This window comes from Bacillus sp. FSL R5-0447, from assembly GCF_038606125.1.
In the GTDB taxonomy this organism is placed as follows: Bacteria; Bacillota; Bacilli; order Bacillales; family Bacillaceae; genus Bacillus; species Bacillus velezensis.
Map to the genome: position 1 here is coordinate 384,401 of NZ_CP152012.1, position 20,795 is coordinate 405,195.

Genomic DNA, 20,795 nt, shown 5'->3' on the forward strand with positions numbered 1-20,795 from the left:
TATGAATCGGCAAGATATAATGGGAGTTGTAAGCCATTCTTAATAGTACGGGAGGAAGTCATGAATCAGCGTCGGAACGGACTTTCAAACGTGAATGGAAAGAGTGAGAGTGTGAAAGAGAAAGAACGAATGATTTGGTCAGAAGTCGGAATGCTTGTGGGCACACTGTCTTTGCTTGACATCATCGTACGCGGACTTGTTCTGAACTGTCCGTTTAGGGAATGGGCCGGAAGCTTGGCGGTTTTCTTCATTATAATTGTTTATTATTGCATCAGGGCGGGAGCGTCGGGAATGCTCATGCCGAGAATAGACACCAAAGAAGAACTGCAAAAGCGGGTGAAGCAGCAGCGGATAGATTCAATTGCGGTCACTTTTGCGGCAGCGGCGATTACGATGTACGACAGGGGGTTTCCCCATACATTCTTTGCTTGGCTGAAAATGATCTTTCTTTTTATCGTCTGCGGAGGCATTCTGTTTCTGCTTCGGTATGTCATTGTGAAGCTGTCTTACAGAAGAGCGATAAAAGAAATAAAAAAGAAATCATCTTGACAGGTGGTTTCTTTTTTTGTTTGAAAGCGGGAAGTCTTTTTAATTGATAGGAATATAGATTTGAATTCACTCTGCCACGTTGCTTTGATAGAGAGAGTGTGATAAGTTGAAATGTAAGCGTTAACAAAATTATCCAGTCTTCACAACAGTTGAAAGGAGCTGAAGAAAGAGTAAGAGGAATTTTTGACTCCGCAGTCAGTCTTCAAAAATGAAATAAGGAGTGTCAAAAATGTTTGAAAAACGATTCAAAACCTCTTTACTGCCGTTATTCGCCGGATTTTTATTGCTGTTTCATTTGGTTTTGTCAGGCCCGGCGGCTGCAAACGCTGAAACTGCAAACAAATCGAATAAGGTGACCGCGTCATCGGTCAAAAACGGGACCATCCTTCATGCATGGAATTGGTCGTTCAATACGTTAACACAAAATATGAAAGATATTCGTGATGCGGGCTATGCAGCCATTCAGACGTCTCCGATTAACCAAGTAAAGGAAGGGAACCAAGGAGATAAAAGCATGAGGAACTGGTACTGGCTGTATCAGCCGACATCGTACCAAATCGGCAACCGTTACTTAGGCACTGAACAAGAATTTAAGGACATGTGTGCAGCCGCGGAAAAGTATGGCGTAAAAGTCATTGTCGATGCGGTTATCAATCATACTACCAGCGATTATGGCGCGATTTCTGACGAGATTAAGCGTATTCCAAACTGGACCCATGGAAACACACAAATTAAAAATTGGTCGGATCGATGGGACGTCACTCAAAATTCCTTGCTTGGGCTGTATGATTGGAATACACAGAATACTGAGGTGCAGGCCTATCTGAAACGTTTCTTGGAAAGAGCATTGAATGACGGAGCAGACGGATTCCGCTATGATGCCGCCAAGCATATAGAGCTTCCGGATGATGGGAATTACGGCAGCCAGTTTTGGCCGAATATCACAAATACATCGGCGGAGTTCCAATACGGAGAAATCCTGCAAGACAGCGCGTCCAGAGATACTGCTTATGCGAATTATATGAATGTGACGGCTTCTAACTACGGGCATTCCATCAGATCCGCTTTAAAGAACCGTAATCTGAGTGTGTCGAATATCTCCCGTTATGCATCTGACGTGTCTGCGGACAAGTTAGTCACATGGGTGGAATCACATGATACGTATGCCAATGATGATGAAGAGTCCACATGGATGAGTGATGACGATATTCGTTTAGGCTGGGCAGTGATTGGTTCCCGCTCAGGAAGCACGCCTCTTTTCTTTTCCAGACCTGAGGGCGGAGGAAATGGTGTAAGATTTCCCGGAAAAAGTCAAATAGGAGATCGCGGGAGCGCCTTATTTAAAGATCAGGCGATTACTGCGGTCAATACATTTCACAATGTAATGGCCGGGCAGCCTGAGGAACTCTCGAATCCGAATGGGAACAACCAAATCTTTATGAATCAGCGCGGCTCAAAAGGCGTTGTGCTGGCAAATGCAGGATCCTCTTCTGTCACCATCAATACTTCAGCGAAATTACCTGACGGCAGGTATGATAATAGGGCCGGCGCCGGTTCATTTCAAGTAGCGAACGGCAAACTGACAGGTACGATCAATGCCAGATCGGCGGCTGTTCTTTATCCTGATGATATTGGAAATACGCCTCATGTCTTTCTTGAGAATTACCAAACGGGGGCAGTCCATTCTTTCAATGATCAGCTGACGGTCACCCTGCGTGCAAATGCGAAAACAACAAAAGCCGTTTACCAAATCAATAATGGGCAGCAGACAGCATTTAAGGATGGAGACCGACTAACGATCGGGAAAGGAGATCCAATCGGCACGACATACAACATCAAATTAACCGGAACGAACGGCGAGGGTCCAGCGAGAACCCAAGAATACACATTTGTCAAAAAAGACCCGTCCCAAACCAACATCATTGGCTATCAAAACCCGGACCATTGGGGCCAGGTAAATGCTTATATCTATAAACATGATGGAGGCAGGGCCATAGAATTAACCGGATCGTGGCCGGGGAAAGCCATGACTAAGAATGCAAATGGAATGTACACGCTGACGCTGCCTGCGAATACGGATACGGCCAATGCCAAAGTGATTTTTAACAATGGCAGCGCCCAAGTGCCCGGACAGAACCAGCCCGGCTTTGATTATGTGCAGAATGGTTTGTATAACAACTCCGGTTTGAATGGTTATCTTCCACATTAATGGATAGGGCCATCATCACATCAGCGTGCCGGCAAACCCCCGCTTCTGGGAAAGGGACAGCGCGTCTTCAATCACGCTGAAAAGATGACAACATCCTAAAACGGTTCCGTTTTAGGATGTTGTCAACAATCTGGAAACCATCACCGATATTTTTTTGTCCAACAATCAAACTTTTCTCTTGCAAAAGTTTGTGAAGTGTTGCACAATATAAATGTGAAATACTTCACAAGATAAAAACAGACACCACGAAACACTGGAGGATGAGCATACATGATGAACGAACGAGTGAACAAAGTAGCATTAATCGGAGCAGGTTTTGTTGGAAGCAGTTATGCATTTGCGTTAATTAACCAAGGGATCACAGATGAGCTTGTGATCATTGATGTAAATAGAGAAAAAGCCATGGGAGATGTCATGGATTTAAATCACGGAAAGGCATTTGCGCCTCATCCGGTCAAAACGTCTTACGGCACATATGAGGATTGCAAGGATGCCGATATCGTGTGCATCTGTGCAGGGGCCAATCAAAAACCGGGCGAAACGAGACTTGAGCTGGTCGAAAAAAATCTCGCCATTTTTAAAAGCATTGTCGGTGAAGTAATGGCAAGCGGATTTGACGGCATCTTCCTCGTTGCCACAAACCCGGTCGACATTCTCACTTATGCGACTTGGACATTCAGCGGCTTGCCGAAAGAACGCGTCATCGGCAGCGGCACGACACTGGATTCTGCGCGATTCCGTTATATGCTGAGTGAATACTTCGGAGCCGCTCCGCAAAACGTACACGCCCACATTATCGGCGAGCACGGCGATACCGAGCTTCCTGTATGGAGTCACGCCAATATCGGCGGAGTGCCGGTGCAGCAATTGCTGGAGAAAAATGCAGCTTACAAACAGGACGAGCTGGATCAGATCGTTGACGATGTGAAAAACGCGGCCTACCATATTATCGAGAAAAAAGGCGCGACATATTACGGAGTGGCGATGAGCCTCGCCCGCATCACAAAAGCGATTTTGCGTAATGAAAACAGCATTTTAACCGTCAGCACATATCTGGACGGCCAATACGGTGTAAACGACGTCTTTATCGGCGTTCCGGCCGTCGTCAATCGGAACGGCATCGCAGGTGTGACGGAACTTGAGCTGAATGAAACAGAACAGGCTCAATTCAGCCGCAGCGCAAACGTGCTGAAAGATATTCTCGCTCCGCATTTCGCAGAGTAAACAAAAAAGCAGTACATGACAAACGCCATGTACTGCTTTTTTTAATTCGCTTTTTTCGCCATTTCCTGAGAGGTTTTTACTCTCGCTTTTCCCATAAACAAAATGGTAACGGCCGCAATGACGATCGGCGCCAGCGCAAGCGTAAATACATATGTGATGCTTTGCGACATGGCGTCAATAATGCGATCCAGAATGTGCGGCGGAATATGGGCGCGCGTGCCGGCCTGGAAAATCTCCTGCGGATTTCCGATGTTCTGCATCGCGCCGCCCGCTCCTTTCATGCCGCTGAATGAATCTGTGAGCTTATTGGTAAACACATTCGTCTGGATGGTTCCGAAAATCGTCACACCGAGCGTCATACCGAATGATCTCAAAAACGAGTTTGTTGAGTTGGCGCTTCCGCGGTAACGCGGCTCCAGATCGTTCATGGACGCGGCCGGCAGCAGTGAGAAGTTGAAGCCGACGCCGAATCCTGAGATCAGCATGAATACCGTCAGCATCGTACGCGCCGTATCCGGTGTCATATTGGAAAGCAGCAGCATTCCGATAAAGAAAGCGACCACGGAAATCAGCATTAAATTGCGGAACCGCACTTTCGTCTGGAAAATTCCGCCGATCATACTTCCGATAACAGAACCGATCATCATCGGCGTCAAAATAAAGCCCGCGCTTGTCGCGGTGCTTCCGTACACAGCCTGAACGAAGATCGGGATAAACACCGCTAAAATGACGAACGTGGCTCCGTAAAGGAACGCCAGAATCTGTGCCGTAGCAAATAAACGGTTTTTAAACATCCAAAATGAGATAATCGGTTCTTCCGCTTTTCTTTCCACAATAAAAAAGGCGATAAAGAACACGGCGAACACAGCGAACAGACCGATGATCTGCACGGAGTTCCAATCATATGTTTTTCCGCCGAGCTCAAGAGCGAACATCAGACCGACAATGGAAACCACCAGCGTGATTGCGCCGGCCCAGTCGATTTTCTGCTTCTTGTGTTCAAGGGATTCTTTATAATAACGAAGAATAAAAAACAATGATAAAATACCGATCGGCACGTTGATGTAAAACACCCAGTGCCAGCTGATGGAGTCGGTAATGAGCGCGCCTAAAAGCGGCCCGAGAACGCTGGACAGGCCGAAAACGGCACCGAACATGCCCGACATTTTTCCGCGTTTTTCCGGCGGGAATAAATCAAAAATGATCGTGAAGGCGATCGGCATCAGCGCGCCTCCGCCGATTCCCTGAATGACGCGGTAAATAATGAGCTGATCCATTGTTTGGGCGATTCCGCATAACGCGGATCCGATTAAGAAAAGAATAAGACCGAATAAAAAGAAACGTTTGCGTCCGTACATATCGGACAGTTTTCCGTAAATCGGCATACCGGCCATAACGGCTACCATGTATGATGCCGTCACCCACGCGAACTTATCGAAACTTCCGAGGTCCGCCACGATATTTCCCATCGCAGTGGCAACGATTGTATTATCCATAGCCGACATTAAAATGCCCAGCAAAAGACCGATGACGACAAACTTCGTCGAGGCGTCCTTCGCGGCTGTTTGTTCCATGCTTTTTCCTCCCATACTTACTTTTGATCATTAAATTTGCTATGATCATATTAGATTTGCCGAAAATTATCTTGATCGTCAAGATAAATTGATTTTATAGGGAGGCCTGTCAGTTGTCAACAAGAAATACCAGAAGCGAGACGGAGGAAACCGCGATACAGTTATTCCGAAAGATGGCCACAAGGACGATCCTGTTTCATCAGGCGGCCGCTCAATCTCTCGGTCTGTTTCCGACCGATTTAAAATCAGCTGATATCTTAAATGAAGCAGGCCCGATGACCGCAGGCGAGCTTGGGAAAAAAACCGGTCTCAGCACAGGTTCGGTAACGGCGCTCATTGACCGGCTCGAAAAAGCGGGATATGTCATGAGGAAAAAAGACCCCGAAGACAAACGTCGGGTGATTATCGTGCCGCTGACAGCCGGAAAGGCGAATGTGAAGCAATTGTTCAGCTCCTTATCCCAGTCTACGATCAGCCTTTGCCGGCAATATAAAGAAGAAGAACTGCGGCTGATATTCGATTTTTTAGGAAAAGCGACGGACATGATGGAAGACGAGCTTGAGAAATTAAAATAATATATCATAGCACGGCCCATTCATGAATAACTTGTACAAGTTGCATGAATGAGGGGGAAGCCAATGAACATCTTTTTAAGCTACATCGTTCTCGGGCTGTCATTGTCAGCACCTGTCGGACCGGTCAATGCGGCGCAAATTGACAAAGGCATCAAAAACGGCTTTTGGCATGCATGGATTTTCGGTCTTGGCGCCATGGCCGCGGATGGGCTGTATATGATTCTGATCTATTTCGGGCTGTCTCAATTTTTGACCGCTCCTTTTGTAAAAACGTTTTTGTGGCTCTTCGGTTTTTTCGTGCTGACCTATACGGGAGTCGAAACGCTAAAAAATATCAGGGAAGCCATGAATGTCAGAAGCGGAAAAGGAAAACCGGCTTTTTACAAAACATTCGGCGCGGGATTTTTTATTTCTCTTTCCAATCCGCTGAGCATTTTATTCTGGCTCGGCATATACGGCAGCATCCTCGCTAAAACCGCTGAATCCTTCGATGCAAATCAGCTTTTGATTTACAGCTCCGGCATTCTTCTCGGCATTTTGATCTGGGATTTCTGCATGGCGGTCGCCGCGAGCACTTTCAGAAATCTCCTTCATGAAAAAGCGCTCCGCTGGCTGACGGGAGCGGCGGGTGTGTCTTTGATCGTTTTCGGGTTTTATTTCGGATGGCAGGGGATTCAAATGCTCATCTCATAAATAGAAGAGTCACCCATCGCCTATCTCCATCATAACGTATCATGACGATACTGGAGGTGGGCCGATGGCAAGCGAGCTGTACACAAAAAGTTGCCTTGAGGAAAAGTTATTGGATCTGCCAAATTGGCAGAGAATCGCTTTTGAGCTTCTATCAGAAAAAGTAGGCGATAAAGCGGACGCGTTTCCGTGCATTCCCGGACGTCAGGGATTTTTGACAGATCAGCTCCGGATATCCTTTGCGGGTGATCCCCGCGAAGAGGGAACCCCGGAGGAAGTGGGACTACTGCTGTCCGAGTACGGAAAGATCTCAAGGAATACCGGAAAATACGCGTCGCTGCTTGTGATTTTTGATACGCCTGAGGATTTAGCTGAGTATTATTCCATTGAGGCGTATGAAGAGCTGTTCTGGTCTTTTTTAAACCGGCTGAGCGGCTGCGATCCGAAAGACTGGCCGGAAGACATACCGGAAGACCCTGAACATTATAAATGGGAGTTCTGCTTTGACGGCGAGCCGTATTTTATTCTGTGCGCGACGCCTGCGCATGAAGCGAGACAAAGCAGAAGCTTCCCGTTTTTTATGCTCGCGTTTCAGCCGAGATGGGTTTTCGAAGGATTAAATGATTCAACCGCGTTCGGACGAAACATGAGCCGGCTGATCAGAAAACGCTTAGAGGCGTATGATGAAGCCCCTCTTCATCCCCGATTGGGGTGGTACGGAGGAAAAGACAATTTAGAATGGAAGCAATATTTCCTCCGTGATGATGAGACGCAAGTGTCAAAGTGTCCCTTTTCTTATTTGAAGAGACTGTTTAAACCGACGAAATAAGCTATGATCCGGCAGGGCTGTGTCCCTGCTTTTTTTGTACGATCCATGTCACGATCGCAATGACGGCGAGAAAACAAAGGCTGACCAGAAAACCGGGCCGGCTCGATTTCTCAAACAGCGTCCCGGAGACGGCCGCGACAATCAGCACAAGGGCGATAACAATCTGTACGGTTCCCATCTTTGTCGTTTCGAGCAGTTTCTTGCCCGAGAACAAAATGAACAGCCACGTATAAAGAAGCATCAGGCCCGCCGCGGTCGTCATGTGTTCATATATATTTTTCGGCAGCACCAATGACAGGATGATGGAGACGATGAGTCCGGCAAACGTCAATCCGAGCGCAGGCCAGCAGATTTTTTTGTTTTCCTTTAATCTGAAGCATTTCGGCGCATCTCCGTCATCTGCCATCGTACAAAGCAATGTCGTCACGGCAAACAGCGAGGCGACGAGCGTGGAAAATCCCGCAATAATAAAAATCCCGTTAAAAATATCAAGAATGATATCTAAATGAAAACCCTTCAGCGATGTAATAAACGGGCTGTCCTGTTCGGTGAATTTGCCCAGCGGCACTAACAGCAGCGCCAGGCCGAGAGAAATGACGTAAATCACCGCAAGAACGGCAAGCATCAGCCGGCCTGATTTTGAGGCTTCCTCCGGCTTTTTCAAATGCACGGTCATCAGCCCCAAGACTTCAATTCCTCCGAAGGCGTAAAACGCATAAATCAATCCGGTCCATAACCCCATCGCTCCGTGCGGGAACAAATCCTTTGATTCGTTCGGCACCTGCACATCCGGTTTATGAGAAAATATACCGCACAGCGCCAATATGGCGATGACGATAAACATAACAATCGCCGCCGTCTTGACAACAGCGAGCACATTTTCCGTTTTTTGAAAAACGGACAGCCCCGTAAATATAATCAAGAGACCGAGCACCGCATAGATGGAGGCGAAAATCCACAGCGGCACATTCGGAAACCAATGCTTCGTAAATAGCGAGATCGCTGTCAGCTGGCTTCCAGTGATCAGCATCTCGGACGACCAGTACACCCATCCGTTGCTGAAACCGGCCCAAGTGCCGAAAGCCTTTCTCGCATAAGCGCAAAAAGACCCCTTTTCGGGCTGTTTGGCCGAGAGCTTCGCGAGCTGCTCAAAGACAAAATAGGTGCCAAGCCCGGCAATAAGAAATGAGATCAGCGCGGAATATCCGCTTTTGACAATAGCGATGCTGGACCCGAGAAAAAAGCCCGTCCCGATTGTGCAGCCGACGCCGATTAAGGAGAGCTGCCACCAAGCGAGATTCCCTTTAGGCTGGTCCTGTGATTTACTCATGAAGTTCAACCCCTTTATCAAAGCTTAGATTGCGGCCGTCAGAAGGGGAATATACATCCAATAAATTGCTTTACATGAAACAAACGGCCGGGGTTCATAATAGAAGAAAAAAAGGAGCAGTCTGATGACACAGCAATTTATCGTACCGCCGAAAAAAGGGCTCGGCCTGAAGGTTCACAAAGGGCAGATTATAAAAGTAGTCGATGTGGAAGGGCAGCAGGTGGCTGATTTTACGGCGTATCATGCCAAGGACTTTTATGAACATCTTGATCAGGGCGCGACGATTGATGCCAACCAGTCCATTCATGTAAAAACGGGTGATCATATTTATTCGAATTTATACAAGCCGATGCTGACGCTGATTGAGGATACAGTCGGCAAGCATGACCTGCTGCTTCCCGCCTGCCGTCCGGATATGAACAGGCTTTTATACGGAAAGCATAAAGACGAGCTCCAGGATACGTGCTATGACAATATGAGCGGGGCGCTTGAACCGTTCGGGGTGCCGCGGCCGCATATGCATTACCCATTTGCCATCTTTATGAACACGGTGCTCGATGAGAAGGGGAACTTATCAGTCGAAACGCCTCTTTCTGACGCGGGTGATTATGTACGGCTCCGTGCGGAAATGGATCTCGTCGTCGCGTTTTCATCCTGTCCGATTGAAAAAGGAAAATGCAACGGAGACAGCATCACGGCGCTGCGGGTGGAAATCAGCTGATCCCGGTGTATTTGATTCACTTAAAATCTGCACCTGTGCTATATTTAACAGAGAGTCGTACATAGTGGCATGATTCATTTTCAGCATGAACGGGAAATGGATCATAAAGAAACAATGCAGGAGGAGTGATTGGGATGAGCATCCAGAAACAAATTATGAATGATCTCCATGTAAAGCCCTCAATTGATCCGAAACAAGAAATTGAGGACAGAGTGAACTTTCTGAAACAATATTTAAAAAAAACAGGTGCCAAAGGCTTTGTGCTCGGCATCAGCGGGGGGCAGGATTCCACGCTTGCGGGACGCCTCGCCCAGTTGGCGGCTGAAAGCATCAGAGAAGAAGGCGGAAACGCTGAATTTATCGCCGTCCGCCTTCCGCACGGCACACAGCAGGATGAGGATGACGCCCAATTGGCGCTCAAATTCATTAAACCTGATAAATCATGGACATTTGATATTAAGTCCGCTGTCAGCGCGTTCGCTGATCAGTATAAAAAAGACACGGGCGATCAGCTGTCTGACTTTAACAAAGGAAATGTAAAAGCCAGAATGAGAATGATCGCTCAATATGCCATCGGCGGACAAGAGGGGCTGCTTGTCATCGGAACCGACCATGCGGCCGAGGCGGTGACCGGTTTCTTCACGAAATACGGTGACGGCGGAGCTGATCTGCTGCCGCTGACCGGATTAACGAAACGCCAGGGCAGACGTTTATTAGAAGAGCTCGGCGCGCCGGAACGCCTGTATTTGAAATTACCGACGGCCGATCTGCTCGATGAAAAACCGCAGCAGACTGATGAGACCGAACTCGGCATCACATACAATGACATTGATGATTATTTAGAAGGCAAGGATGTTTCTTCCGAAGTGATTGAAGCGCTGGAAAAACGCTACCTCAGTACGGAGCATAAGCGCCAGGTGCCGGCATCGATGTTTGATGATTGGTGGAAATAGAATAAAAAAAACCTCCCTTTTGAAAGGGAGGTTTTTTGTTTATTTCATTTTTATTTATCTACACTTTCATAAATCCCTACCCAATACCCTTTGCTGCTGTCATAGTATTTGCTTTTGAAAATCCATTTTGTTCCATCTAAAACGAAAGAAGCAGCGAAGTTGCCGTTAGGGCTTTGAACGAGTTTGATGGCATTAATGCCGGCATCTGCTTTCGTTGAGATTGGGCTATTTTCCGCGGATGCGGATGCTGTTGGTGATGCGGCAAAGGCAGGAGCGGCAGACATCAGTAAGGCAAGAGACAGCGCAGAACCGGTTAACACTTTTTTGAAATTCATTTCGAGCACTCCCTTTTCAAATGAAATGTGTTACAGTGTTAATAATTAGATGATTATCCATAAAATTCCTCCTCTATTTCTAAAATTTTTTTCTTAATTTGAAAAAACATCCCTTCAGAGGGGCTTTTTATTTATTGATCCATTTGCATGGATCAGGGACATGTTTTCAAAACGTTTTTTTATTTGATACGGATATGATTCAGCTTCACTATCAACCTGTCGGTGAATCTTCGAAGGCTGCCTCTCGAATCAGGGTTAAGAGGCAGATTTGCTTGGGCAGCGATCGTTTCTGCGACCTGCTGAATAGACATTTGGTCTGTATGGAGATGTTCTGTGAAGAGGCTATCAGACAGGCTGTTGATGCAGCGGTCGATTTGTTTTGCGGCCCAGGAGTTTTTTCCTTCCGCTCTGGTGCGCAGGCGTTTCAGCAATGTTTCCTTTGAAGCCAGCAGGGTAAAGTGGTGAATGGTCCGGCCATCCTGTCTCAGCCTGCTGATAATGTCATGGAAGTATTGATCGTTCGTAATGGTCATGGGCACAATGATGATGCCCTGATATGTATCTGACAAATAGGAAAGCATGCTGTAATTGAATTCCCGCCACAGAGGGTAGCTTTGAAAGTCATCTTCAGCGATATCCGGCGGTATCATCGAACGCATCGCAAACCCCATCTTTTCAGGATCATATATGTAAGACGGTTTCAGTCTTCTGTGCAGTTCAAACGCTGTTTGTGTTTTTCCGGAACCGAAAGCCCCATTTATCCAAATGATCATCATGATATCCCCCTTTTTTTATATGATACAAAAAAAGACCCTTCGATCGAAGAGTCAGCGGGAAAAAACAGACGTATATTCGCGGAGCGATTCCTTTATATGCGTAAAGGCATGTTCTCCAAAATACTCAAGAGAAACAAAACCGTCATATTGTCTGTTCATCAGCTCTTTTAAAAATGCTTTTTGATCGATATCTCCTTGAAAAATCGGAGTTGGCTTGCTGAGATACCAGTTGGCAAAATCCCAGTGATAGTTTTTCAGATGAATGTGGCTGACGGTATGATACAGTTTTTCCAAAGCGGACATTTGGTCAACGTGATTGACGTGTAGGTTGGAGCCGTCAAAAATGGTGCGGACCCGCGGATGTCCGACATCCTCAAAAAATGCCAGCGCCGCCTCCGGTGTATCCGCGTACGTATCGTAATGAATCTCAAGCCCGATATCGACTTCATAGTCATCTGCGAGCCGTGCCGCCTGCTGAAATTGATCAACCGCACGTTGCCACTTTTCCGGTGACGTCCGGTGCGAAGGAAGATTGCCGGCAAAGACTCTGATCAAGGGACTGTGCAGCTGTCGTGCCGCGCTTAATGCCCTTTGAACATCCTTTAACGCCTGCCTTTCATCCTGAGTGGCGAAGTCAGTGTACAAACTGACGGCAGGCACCCCGATGCCTTCCTCCTGAAGCTGCTGATAAAGCCTGTCGAGCGGGCCGATTTCCTCTATATATTGTTTAGCGTGTCCGTACCACAGTTCGATTCCCTCAAAGGAGTGCTCCTTCGCGAAAGAAATGATGTCGAAAATATGCTTTTTCTTACATCCTGTCGTGCAAAAACTCAGTTTCATCGATAATCCTCCCGTAACTGTCTATCATATGTGTACTTTTTCCCCGGGTGCGATACGGATAAACAGGTGAAAAGGGCAGACACTTTTTTATAAGCGGGGTGTGTCTGCATCAGGTCAGTGCGGCACACAAATTGTTTAACGCTTTTTTGCGTCAAAGTATTAAATAATTAACCGAAGTGTTGTACAATTAATTTCATTCGAGTAAGGGGGGAGAAGCCATTGAAAAAAGAAACGGAGCTGAGGGCCTTCAGTCCCGTCCGCAATAAACCGACTCGCGCTCGTTATGTGATATTGGTTCTTTTGTTTTTTATCACTGCGATTAATTATATAGACCGAGCCAGTGTATCTATTGTCGGCCCATCCATTCAACATTCGCTGAACCTAAGCCCCGCGCTTTTGGGCATCGTTTTTTCTGCGTTCAGCTGGACCTATACGGGGATGCAGATTCCAGGCGGGCTCATTTTGGATAAATTCGGGTCAAAACGGACATACGGAATTTCTTTATTTGTGTGGTCGGTTTTTACCGGAGTACAAGCTTTTGCGGCAAGTTTCGGGTTTCTATTCGGCTGCCGCCTGCTCATCGGCATAGCTGAATCGCCGGCGTTTCCGGCAAACAACCGGATTGTCACGACATGGTTTCCAAGGCGGGAACGCGCCTTTGCGACGGGTGTTTATACGGCGGGGGAATATGTCGGGCTGGCGTTTGCCACACCGGTTTTATTCTGGGTGTTAACGGCATTTGACTGGCGCGCCGTATTTATTTCCTCAGGGGTGCTCGGAATTGTTTTCTCCATTTTCTGGTTTAAAATGTATCACGAGCCGAACGGGTATCGGAAAGTGAATCGTGAGGAGCTTGATTATATTAAAGAAGGCGGCGGACTGACTGAGGTGTCTGATTCAGCCGGCAGGATATCGTGGGCGGATTTCGTCCAGCTTCTAAAATACCGCAAGCTTGTCGGATTGTATATCGGCCAATTCGCCGTAGCCTCCACGCTGTTCTTCTTTTTGACATGGTTTCCGACTTATCTGGCGGAGGCAAAGCACATGGCTTTCTTAAAAGTCGGCTTCGCCGCATCAATCCCGTATATCGCCGCTTTTTTCGGCGTATTGTTCGGCGGATTTTGGTCTGACGGCATGATGAAACGGGGGGTGTCGGTGAACGTTGCCCGGAAAACGCCCGTCATCCTCGGTCTTCTGCTGACAGGCTCCATCGTGCTCGCGAATGTTACGGATTCTGCTCCTGCGGTTTTGACGATCTTATCCATTGCTTCTTTTGCGCAGGGCATGTCCAATATATCCTGGACGATGCTGAGTGAGGTCGCGCCAAGCGAAACAATCGGATTGGCAGGGGGCGTCTTTAGCTTTTTCGCCAATATGGCCGGCATTATCACCCCGCTTCTCATCGGGTTTATCGTTTCTGCGACCGGTTCATATAACGGAGCGATTCTGTTTGTCGGCGCTGTCGCATTTATCGGGGCATTTTCTTATATTTTCATTGTCGGAAAGGTGGAACGCATTAAGCTCCGATAGAAAGAAAAACTCATCTCTTCTTATAAAGGATGGGTTTTCTTTCATTGCATTATCTCTATATTTCAATATTGAGTTATCATATAATAAACATAACTTTTTCATTTCTTAGGAGGATTTCGCCGAAGATGAACGCAAAACGTGCCATTCCCGTAAGAGAAAGAAATATCGTACTGATCGGATTCATGGGTGTCGGAAAGACAACAATCGGCCAGCTGGTCGCTAAGAAATTATACAGAGACTTTATTGATATTGATTTGCAGATTGAGAAAGATTTCAATATGTCCATCCCTGAAATGTTTGAGAAAAAAGGTGAAGCCTTTTTCCGTCAGACTGAAAAGGACTATATATTAGATATCTGCCGCAATACGAAATTCAAGATCGTGTCGCTTGGGGGCGGTTCGTTTAAACAAGAGGAAATCAGACAGTGCTGCCTTGAAAACTGCCTCGTGCTCCATCTTGATTTATCATGGGAGAATTGGAAGCAGCGGGCTGACCTGCTGATTGAAAGCCGTCCCGTTCTGCATAACCGTTCCATGGATGAAATGCAGCAGCTCTTTAACGAGCGCCAAAGCATCTATGATAAACATAATTCAAAAGTGGCGACGGATAATCTGGAACCAGAAGAAATAGCCGATTATATCGTAGAAACGTTAAAAATCGGCTGGGACCTGTATCAGCCGATGTAAAAAGAGCCGTGACGCTGTGAGGGAACTGACCCCATAAGATGAGACAAACAAAAAACACCTTCAAGTTTGAAAACGGATCGTTGTTATCCGAAATTAGACTTGGAGGTGTTTTTCTATGAGGGCAAGAGTGAGTTATCCGGTTGAAGTCAAACAGAAGGCTGTAGAAATGAGATTGGCGGGCGTGCCTGTGAAGGAGATCATGCAGGAATTGAATATAAAGAATAAGACGCAGGTGCAGACATGGGTCAGGTGGTATAAAGCTGGGGACACACATCGATTCGAACAACCTGTCGGAAAGCAATATACTTATGGAAAGGGTCCGGAGTATTCTTCTGAATTAGAGAAACTCCAGGCAGAGAATCGTTATCTGAGACAACAGAATGAAGTGTTAAAAAAGTACAACGAATTGGAAAGGAAGCTGATAGGGAAACGACAATCAAACTGGTAGAAGAATTGCGCAAGACGATGACGGTACAGGACATCTGTGTCCATTTAGATATTTCACGCACTTCATATTATAGATGGAGAAAGAATCTGACTAAGAGTAATCCTAAGATACGACTGGAGAAACAAATCGGCACGTTGTGCCGAGAACACAAGTATCGATATGGATATCGAAAAATCACAGCCATACTAAAAAAGAGAATAAGTATTAATCATAAATCTGTTCAACGTATTATGCAGAAAAATCAATGGCAGTGTCGGGTTAAGATGAAAAAGCGTAAAAAAAGTGGGCAGCCATATTCTGTGGTCGATAATATATTGGATCGGAACTTTCAGTCTGATCGCCCTCTTGAAAAACTGGTAACGGACATCACATATTTGCCTTATGGACAGAAACAATTGTACCTTTCCAGTATATTGGATTTATACAATGGAGAAGTGATTGCTTTTACGATTGGAGATAAGCAGGACACAGACTTTGTCTTAGACACACTTGATCAGCTGCCAACACTTCCTGAAAACTGCGTGTTACATAGTGACCAAGGTTCTGTTTATACATCTTATGAGTATCAGAAAGCTGTTAAAACAAAAGGCATTACCATGAGCATGTCCCGCAAAGGGACGCCCGCTGATAATGCCTCCATCGAATCGTTTCATTCCTCACTAAAGTCTGAAACGTTCTATCTTAACAGCATTGATCGAACTACGACCGCCATCGTAGAACGCACTGCCATAGAATACATTCATTATTATAACAATATTCGTATTCAAACGAAACTAAACAGCCAATCGCCGATACAATATCGGCAATTGGCTGTATGAAGGTGTTTTGATCCCTGTCTCAAAAACGGGGGTCAGTCCCGTGAGCGCACGGCTTTTTTGTTTTTAAACAAACGTTTATTAAAATGTTTAGAAAATGAGTGTAAAATCGTGTTAAGATAGAGTCAGAAAATTAAAACATATAAAACAAAGGAGAATAATCGGATATGCAATTATACGACTTGCCGCTCGACCAACTGCAAACCTATAAACCAAATAAAACCGCTCCTCATGACTTTTCAGATTTTTGGGCATCATCATTACATGAGCTTGCAAAGGAAGAGGCAAAGCCTGAATTAAAGGCTGAAAGCTACCCGGCTGACGGCGTGAAAGTATTCCGGCTGACATACCGAAGCTTCGGCAAGGCGGAAATTGAGGGATGGTACGCCGTTCCCGACCGGCAAGGACCGCATCCGGCCATCGTGAAATATCACGGCTATAATGCGAGCTATGACGGGGATATACATGACATCGTAAATTGGGCGCTTCACGGATATGCCGCGTTCGGCATGCTTGTCCGGGGCCAGCACAGCAGCACAGATACAAGCGTCTCACCGCACGGACACGTTCCCGGCTGGATGACGAAAGGGATTTTAGATAAAGATACATATTATTACCGCGGCGTGTACTTAGACGCCGTCCGGGCTTTGGAAGTCATCAGCGGCTTTGATGAAGTGGATGAAACGAGGATCGCCGTCATCGGCGGGAGCCAGGGAGGCGGACTTTCAATCGCCGCGGCGGCACTATCTGACATTCCGAGAGCGGTTGCGGCCGATTATCCTTATTTAAGCAATTTTGAGCGGGCCATTGATGTCGCTCTTGATGAGCCGTATCTTGAGATTAACTCCTTTTTCAGAAAGAACGGCAGTCCTGAAACGGAGAAGGCCGCGATGAATACACTGGCCTATTTTGATATCATGAATCTGGCGGACCGCGTAAAAGTTCCGGTGCTCATGTCCATCGGGCTGATTGACCGCGTGACCCCGCCGTCGACGGTGTTTGCCGCGTACAATCATCTGGAAACGGAAAAAGAATTGAAGGTTTACCGGTATTTCGGACATGAATACATACCTTCTTTCCATACGGAAAAGCTGGCCTTTCTGAAAGCGCATCTGAAAGGCTGACGACAGCGAAAAGCCCAAGTACTCGGGCTTTTTTCAGGAATGATCACGGAAAAGGACGGATACAGATGGAACAAAGGATCATCGAAGAATTAAAACGAATTGAAGCACAGCACGGCGTCAAGGTGCTTTACGCCGTAGAATCAGGGAGCCGCGCATGGGGATTTCCGTCAAGCGACAGCGACTATGATGTACGGTTTCTCTATGTGCCGAAAAAAGAATGGTACTTTTCGATCGAACCGCATAGGGATGTCATAGAAGAGCCGATTCATGACATGCTTGACATCAGCGGCTGGGAACTGAGAAAAGCGCTGCAGCTTTTTAAAAAATCAAATCCGCCTCTTTTGGAATGGCTCTCTTCTGAGATGATCTATTATGAAGCTTTCTCAGCGGCTGAAAAGCTTCGAAAACTGAAAATCCGCGCCTTTTCGCCTGAAGCCGGCATCTATCATTATCTCAATATGGCAAAACGGAATGAAAAAACGGAATTGCGGGGCAGTGAAGTGAAGATTAAAAAGTATTTTTATGTTCTGCGTCCTCTCCTTGCCTGCAGGTGGATTGAAACGTTCGGCTCCGTACCGCCGATGTCTTTTCCCGTACTGGCCGATGCCTTATTGACGGATGAAGCGCTCATTTCTGAAATCAATACACTGCTTACAAGGAAAAAAAGCGGTCAGGAGCTGGCTCCGGAACCGAGAAATACGATCATTCATGCATTTATAGAAGAAGAAATAGAACGAATCGGGCACTATGTCAAAACGATCAAAACGCCGAAACCTGACATAACGGAGGAACTGAATCGGCTATTGATTCAGACCGTCGAAGAGGCGTGGGGGGAAAAAGGCGGAAATTGACGATTGCCGTCATTTCCGTCCGCCTTTTTTCGGCATAATCCGCCTGCTATCTAAGAAGCTGATTGTGGTAAAACCACAAAAATTTATCAGAATCTTTGTATTTTTAGAATATTGTGAGAGGATGTTTTGTCCATTTACAATAGACTCATACAAATACTTCTTAGATTGCGGGGTGTTAAGGTTGGAAGTGATTACAAGAGATTTTTTCTTATTTTTATCCAAGAGCAGCTTTCTCAATAAGATGGCGCGAAGCTGGGGAAGCCGTGTGGCAGCCGGCAAAATCATCGGAGGAATGGATTTCCGCAGTTCTATCCCGACAATCCGACATTTGAACAGCCAGGGGCTGTCAGTTACTGTCGATCATTTGGGGGAATTTGTCAACAGCGGTGATGTTGCGAAAGAACGCACCGAGGAGTGCATGCAGACCATCGCCTTAATCGCTGATGAACAGCTGAATTCCCAAGTGTCATTAAAAATGACGTCTTTAGGTCTTGATATAGATCTCGATCTCGTCTATGAAAATATGACGAAAATCCTCCAGACGGCTGAAAAACATAAAGTCATGGTGACGATTGACATGGAAGATGAAACGAGATGCCAGAAGACGCTGGATATCTTTAAAGACTTCCGGAGCCGGTATGAATATGTAAGCACCGTGGTGCAGGCCTATCTGTACAGAACGGAAAAGGATCTTGATGACCTCAGCCCGCTGAATCCGTTTCTGCGGCTTGTCAAAGGGGCCTATAAAGAATCGGAAAAGGTGGCCTATCCTGAAAAAAGCGACGTCGATGAAAATTATAAAAGACTCATCCGCAAACAGCTTTTAAAAGGACATTATACGGCAGTTGCCACGCATGATGACAAAATGATCGAGTTTACAAAACAGCTTGCCAAAGAGCATGGCATTCCAAACGACCGTTTTGAGTTTCAGATGCTGTACGGCATGCGCTCGCAAACCCAGCTCAGCCTGGTGGAAGAAGGATACCGCATGAGAGTCTACCTGCCTTACGGGGATGACTGGTACGGCTATTTCATGAGACGGCTCGCCGAACGCCCCTCAAACATCGCATTCGCCTTTAAAGGTATGACTAAGAAGTAAAAAAGGGAGAGATGACAATGACTACACCTTATAAACACGAACCATTCACGAATTTCCAAGATCAATCGAACGTTGAAGAATTTAAGAAAGCGCTTGCGACGGTAAATGAGTATCTGGGAAAAGATTATCCGCTCGTCATCAACGGTGAAAAGGTAGAGACGGAAGCGAAAATCGTTTCAATCAATCCGGCTGATAAAGAAGAAGTCGTCGGAAAAGTGTCAAAGGCGTCCCAGGAGCACGCTGAGCAAGCGATTGAAGCAGCTGCGAAAGCGTTCGAAGAGTGGAGATACACATCCCCTGAAGAAAGAGCGGCCGTTTTGTTCCGCGCAGCTGCCAAAGTCCGCCGCAGAAAGCACGAATTCTCCGCCCTGCTCGTCAAGGAAGCGGGAAAACCTTGGAACGAAGCTGATGCGGATACGGCGGAAGCGATTGACTTCATGGAGTATTATGCACGCCAAATGATCGAACTGGCAAAAGGCAAACCGGTCAACAGCCGTGAGGGCGAGAAAAACCAATATGTGTACACGCCGACCGGCGTGACAGTTGTTATTCCGCCGTGGAACTTCTTGTTTGCGATCATGGCAGGAACAACAGTGGCGCCGATCGTTACTGGAAACACAGTGGTTCTAAAACCTGCGAGTGCTACACCTGTTATTGCAGCAAAATTTGTTGAGGTGCTTGAAGAGTCCGGATTGCCAAAAGGCGTAGTCAACTTTGTGCCGGGAAGCGGAGCAGAAGTAGGCGATTATCTTGTTGACCATCCGAAAACAAGCCTTATCACATTTACAGGATCACGTGAAGTCGGTACGAGAATTTTCGAACGCACGGCGAAAGTTCAGCCGGGCCAGCAGCATTTAAAACGTGTCATTGCAGAAATGGGCGGTAAAGATACGGTTGTCGTTGACGAAGATGCGGACATTGAATTGGCGGCTCAATCCATCTTTACATCAGCATTCGGCTTCGCGGGACAAAAATGTTCTGCAGGTTCACGTGCAGTTGTCCATGAAAAAGTGTATGATCAAGTATTAGAGCGTGTCATTGAAATTACGGAATCAAAAGTAACTGCTAAACCTGACAGTGCAGATGTTTATATGGGGCCTGTCATCGACCAAGGTTCTTACGACAAGATCATGAGCTACATTGAAATCGGAAAAGAAGAAGGCCGTTTAGTAAGCGGCGGCACCGGAGATGATTCAAAAGGCTACTTTATCAAGCCGACGATCTTCGCTGACCTTGATCCGAAAGCAAGACTCATGCAGGAAGAAATTTTCGGGCCTGTCGTGGCGTTTTCTAAAGTGTCAAACTTTGATGAAGCTTTAGAAGTGGCAAACAATACTGAATATGGTTTGACAGGCGCGGTCATTACAAATAACCGCAAACATATTGAACGGGCGAAACAGGAATTCCATGTCGGCAACCTGTACTTCAACCGCAATTGTACGGGAGCGATTGTCGGCTACCATCCGTTCGGAGGCTTCAAAATGTCCGGCACTGATTCAAAAGCGGGCGGCCCGGATTATTTGGCCCTCCACATGCAGGCGAAAACAATCAGTGAAACGTTTTAAGAGGGACTGAATGGGCATCCTCCTCGCGGGGGGTGTCCATTTCACCATAAACATATAAAGCGGAGGAGGAAA

Annotated in this window: 20 protein-coding genes; 15 read left to right on the forward strand and 5 right to left on the reverse strand. The window is 46.6% G+C overall.

Going from position 1 to position 20,795, the window contains the following annotated elements; genetic code table 11:
- The first annotated feature begins 60 nt into the window (after positions 1-60).
- The 3 genes from NYE68_RS02025 to NYE68_RS02035 all read left to right on the forward strand — a co-directional run bounded on the left by NYE68_RS02025 (position 61) and on the right by NYE68_RS02035 (position 3,982).
- Positions 61-549 (forward strand): DUF6773 family protein, encoded by a 489-nt coding sequence (locus NYE68_RS02025; protein ID WP_020955284.1) that lies wholly within the window; start codon positions 61-63, stop codon positions 547-549.
- A 229-nt stretch (positions 550-778) separates the two neighbouring features.
- Complete coding sequence (locus NYE68_RS02030) at positions 779-2,758, forward strand: starch-binding protein (RefSeq protein ID WP_039252855.1); 1,980 nt, start codon at positions 779-781, stop codon at positions 2,756-2,758.
- 270 nt (positions 2,759-3,028) lie between these two features.
- Positions 3,029-3,982 (forward strand): L-lactate dehydrogenase, encoded by a 954-nt coding sequence (locus NYE68_RS02035; protein WP_014416851.1) that lies wholly within the window; start codon positions 3,029-3,031, stop codon positions 3,980-3,982.
- Positions 3,983-4,023: 41 nt separating this feature from the next.
- On the opposite strand, the gene NYE68_RS02040 is transcribed toward NYE68_RS02035, so the two are convergent.
- A complete protein-coding gene (locus tag NYE68_RS02040; protein ID WP_003156627.1) occupies positions 4,024-5,556 on the reverse strand; it encodes an MDR family MFS transporter in 1,533 nt (510 codons plus the stop codon).
- Positions 5,557-5,669: 113 nt separating this feature from the next.
- Here NYE68_RS02040 and NYE68_RS02045 point away from each other — a divergent pair, with 113 nt between their 5' ends.
- The 3 genes from NYE68_RS02045 (at position 5,670) to NYE68_RS02055 (ending at position 7,650) form a co-directional block, all read left to right on the forward strand.
- Positions 5,670-6,131, forward strand: a complete 462-nt coding sequence (locus NYE68_RS02045; protein ID WP_003156626.1) for a MarR family transcriptional regulator — start codon at positions 5,670-5,672, stop codon at positions 6,129-6,131.
- Positions 6,132-6,194: 63 nt separating this feature from the next.
- On the forward strand, positions 6,195-6,824 hold the full coding sequence (locus NYE68_RS02050; RefSeq protein WP_007409057.1) for a LysE family translocator: 630 nt from the start codon (positions 6,195-6,197) through the stop codon (positions 6,822-6,824).
- Between the two features lie 64 nt (positions 6,825-6,888).
- Positions 6,889-7,650: a YqcI/YcgG family protein gene (locus tag NYE68_RS02055; protein ID WP_015416762.1), complete on the forward strand. Its 762-nt coding sequence runs from the start codon at positions 6,889-6,891 to the stop codon at positions 7,648-7,650.
- A 1-nt stretch (position 7,651) separates the two neighbouring features.
- On the opposite strand, the gene NYE68_RS02060 is transcribed toward NYE68_RS02055, so the two are convergent.
- Entirely contained in the window at positions 7,652-8,980 is a 1,329-nt protein-coding gene (locus NYE68_RS02060) for an amino acid permease (protein ID WP_003156623.1), read from the reverse strand.
- Positions 8,981-9,104: 124 nt separating this feature from the next.
- Here NYE68_RS02060 and NYE68_RS02065 point away from each other — a divergent pair, with 124 nt between their 5' ends.
- Both NYE68_RS02065 and nadE read left to right on the forward strand, forming a co-directional pair.
- Positions 9,105-9,701, forward strand: coding sequence for a DUF1989 domain-containing protein (locus tag NYE68_RS02065; RefSeq protein ID WP_011996295.1), 597 nt, complete (start codon positions 9,105-9,107; stop codon positions 9,699-9,701).
- Between the two features lie 134 nt (positions 9,702-9,835).
- A complete protein-coding gene (gene nadE, locus NYE68_RS02070) occupies positions 9,836-10,654 on the forward strand; it encodes an ammonia-dependent NAD(+) synthetase (protein ID WP_007409061.1) in 819 nt (272 codons plus the stop codon).
- Positions 10,655-10,704: 50 nt separating this feature from the next.
- Here the strand turns inward: nadE and NYE68_RS02075 are convergent, their stop codons facing one another.
- From NYE68_RS02075 to NYE68_RS02085, 3 genes are all read right to left on the reverse strand, one after another.
- Positions 10,705-10,989, reverse strand: a complete 285-nt coding sequence (locus tag NYE68_RS02075; protein WP_015416764.1) for an antimicrobial peptide LCI — start codon at positions 10,987-10,989, stop codon at positions 10,705-10,707.
- A 179-nt stretch (positions 10,990-11,168) separates the two neighbouring features.
- A complete protein-coding gene (gene tmrB, locus NYE68_RS02080) occupies positions 11,169-11,762 on the reverse strand; it encodes a tunicamycin resistance ATP-binding TmrB (protein WP_095284755.1) in 594 nt (197 codons plus the stop codon).
- Between the two features lie 54 nt (positions 11,763-11,816).
- Positions 11,817-12,605: a sugar phosphate isomerase/epimerase family protein gene (locus tag NYE68_RS02085; protein ID WP_324636146.1), complete on the reverse strand. Its 789-nt coding sequence runs from the start codon at positions 12,603-12,605 to the stop codon at positions 11,817-11,819.
- Positions 12,606-12,824: 219 nt separating this feature from the next.
- Between NYE68_RS02085 and NYE68_RS02090 the strand changes: the two genes are divergently transcribed.
- From NYE68_RS02090 to pruA, 7 genes are all read left to right on the forward strand, one after another.
- Positions 12,825-14,135, forward strand: coding sequence for an MFS transporter (locus tag NYE68_RS02090; RefSeq protein ID WP_015416767.1), 1,311 nt, complete (start codon positions 12,825-12,827; stop codon positions 14,133-14,135).
- A 125-nt stretch (positions 14,136-14,260) separates the two neighbouring features.
- Entirely contained in the window at positions 14,261-14,821 is a 561-nt protein-coding gene (locus NYE68_RS02095) for a shikimate kinase (protein ID WP_003156609.1), read from the forward strand.
- Positions 14,822-14,936: 115 nt separating this feature from the next.
- A protein-coding gene (locus NYE68_RS02100; RefSeq protein WP_254003395.1) for an IS3 family transposase occupies positions 14,937-16,087 on the forward strand; the annotation gives its coding sequence in 2 pieces (ribosomal slippage) (positions 14,937-15,210 and positions 15,210-16,087; 1,152 coding nt in all).
- A gap of 164 nt (positions 16,088-16,251) precedes the next feature.
- Positions 16,252-17,208, forward strand: coding sequence for a cephalosporin C deacetylase (gene cah / locus NYE68_RS02105; RefSeq protein WP_007409374.1), 957 nt, complete (start codon positions 16,252-16,254; stop codon positions 17,206-17,208).
- A gap of 65 nt (positions 17,209-17,273) precedes the next feature.
- Positions 17,274-18,059, forward strand: a complete 786-nt coding sequence (locus tag NYE68_RS02110; RefSeq protein ID WP_015416769.1) for a nucleotidyltransferase domain-containing protein — start codon at positions 17,274-17,276, stop codon at positions 18,057-18,059.
- Positions 18,060-18,246: 187 nt separating this feature from the next.
- Complete coding sequence (locus tag NYE68_RS02115; RefSeq protein WP_087920787.1) at positions 18,247-19,158, forward strand: proline dehydrogenase; 912 nt, start codon at positions 18,247-18,249, stop codon at positions 19,156-19,158.
- Positions 19,159-19,175: 17 nt separating this feature from the next.
- Entirely contained in the window at positions 19,176-20,723 is a 1,548-nt protein-coding gene (gene pruA, locus NYE68_RS02120; protein WP_324636145.1) for an L-glutamate gamma-semialdehyde dehydrogenase, read from the forward strand.
- Positions 20,724-20,795: the final 72 nt, after the last annotated feature.

Excerpts from the sequence above, each read along its gene's own strand:
- NYE68_RS02065 (WP_011996295.1), top strand. The coding sequence starts at position 9,105 with ATGACACAGCAATTTATCGTACCGCCGAAAAAAGGGCTCGGCCTGAAG.
- NYE68_RS02035 (WP_014416851.1), top strand. The coding sequence starts at position 3,029 with ATGATGAACGAACGAGTGAACAAAGTAGCATTAATCGGAGCAGGTTTT.
- NYE68_RS02075 (WP_015416764.1), bottom strand. The coding sequence starts at position 10,989 with ATGAATTTCAAAAAAGTGTTAACCGGTTCTGCGCTGTCTCTTGCCTTA.
- tmrB (WP_095284755.1), bottom strand. The coding sequence starts at position 11,762 with ATGATCATTTGGATAAATGGGGCTTTCGGTTCCGGAAAAACACAAACA.
- NYE68_RS02055 (WP_015416762.1), top strand. The coding sequence starts at position 6,889 with ATGGCAAGCGAGCTGTACACAAAAAGTTGCCTTGAGGAAAAGTTATTG.
- NYE68_RS02110 (WP_015416769.1), top strand. The coding sequence starts at position 17,274 with ATGGAACAAAGGATCATCGAAGAATTAAAACGAATTGAAGCACAGCAC.
- cah (WP_007409374.1), top strand. The coding sequence starts at position 16,252 with ATGCAATTATACGACTTGCCGCTCGACCAACTGCAAACCTATAAACCA.
- NYE68_RS02040 (WP_003156627.1), bottom strand. The coding sequence starts at position 5,556 with ATGGAACAAACAGCCGCGAAGGACGCCTCGACGAAGTTTGTCGTCATC.
- NYE68_RS02060 (WP_003156623.1), bottom strand. The coding sequence starts at position 8,980 with ATGAGTAAATCACAGGACCAGCCTAAAGGGAATCTCGCTTGGTGGCAG.
- pruA (WP_324636145.1), top strand. The coding sequence starts at position 19,176 with ATGACTACACCTTATAAACACGAACCATTCACGAATTTCCAAGATCAA.
- NYE68_RS02085 (WP_324636146.1), bottom strand. The coding sequence starts at position 12,605 with ATGAAACTGAGTTTTTGCACGACAGGATGTAAGAAAAAGCATATTTTC.
- NYE68_RS02050 (WP_007409057.1), top strand. The coding sequence starts at position 6,195 with ATGAACATCTTTTTAAGCTACATCGTTCTCGGGCTGTCATTGTCAGCA.
- NYE68_RS02025 (WP_020955284.1), top strand. The coding sequence starts at position 61 with ATGAATCAGCGTCGGAACGGACTTTCAAACGTGAATGGAAAGAGTGAG.
- nadE (WP_007409061.1), top strand. The coding sequence starts at position 9,836 with ATGAGCATCCAGAAACAAATTATGAATGATCTCCATGTAAAGCCCTCA.
- NYE68_RS02030 (WP_039252855.1), top strand. The coding sequence starts at position 779 with ATGTTTGAAAAACGATTCAAAACCTCTTTACTGCCGTTATTCGCCGGA.
- NYE68_RS02095 (WP_003156609.1), top strand. The coding sequence starts at position 14,261 with ATGAACGCAAAACGTGCCATTCCCGTAAGAGAAAGAAATATCGTACTG.